This is a genomic window from Capnocytophaga sp. oral taxon 332 str. F0381, from assembly GCF_000318275.2.
Lineage (GTDB): Bacteria > Bacteroidota > Bacteroidia > Flavobacteriales > Flavobacteriaceae > Capnocytophaga > Capnocytophaga bilenii.
Genome location: NZ_KB291314.1, coordinates 382 through 1,068 on the forward strand (window position 1 = coordinate 382; position 687 = coordinate 1,068).

A 687-nucleotide genomic window follows, 5' to 3' on the forward strand; every position below is an offset into this window, starting at 1 on the left:
CTGGCGTATTATTTGGCACCATTACTTTACCTTCACTAGTAAGCGTTGGGGTTACCGCTCCTACACTCTTAGGTGCTGCTGGCGTTACTACCGATACGCTTACCGTGCTAGTAGTAGTCGTTGCTGTACCTATATGGTCATTGTCTATTACCGAACTACTGCTAGTATCACCCACCGTTACGGTCATTACATCTGGTGTAGCTGTAATAGTTGGGGTAGCCGTTGGTGTCGTTACACTTCCTACCACATTTATAGTCGCTGTGGTAGTAGTACAATTGCCTGCATTTAACTTCTCACAGATTTCGTATACTATCGTATAAACTCCCGCTGGCGTATTGTTTGGCACCATTACTTTACCTTCGCTGGTAATCGTTGGTGTTACTGCCCCTGCGCTCTTAGGCGCTGCAGGCGTTACTACCGATACGCTTACCGTGCTAGTGGTAGTGGTTGCTGTACCTATATGGTCATTGTCTATTACCGAACTACTGCTAGTATCACCCACCATTACGGTCATCACATCTGGAGTTGCTGTAATTGTAGGTGTAGCCGTTGGTGTCGTTACACTTCCTACCACATTTATAGTTGCTGTAGTAGTAGTACAATTACCTGCGTTTAGTTTCTCACAAATTTCATATACTATCGTATAAACCCCTGCTGGCGTATTATTTGGCACCATTACTTTACCTT

Annotated in this window: 1 pseudogene; it reads right to left on the bottom strand. The window is 44.7% G+C overall.

Annotation, left to right across the window (positions count from 1 at the left end):
• Positions 1 to 687 (bottom strand): annotated as a pseudogene (locus HMPREF9075_RS12615) (hypothetical protein); the annotation flags it as partial.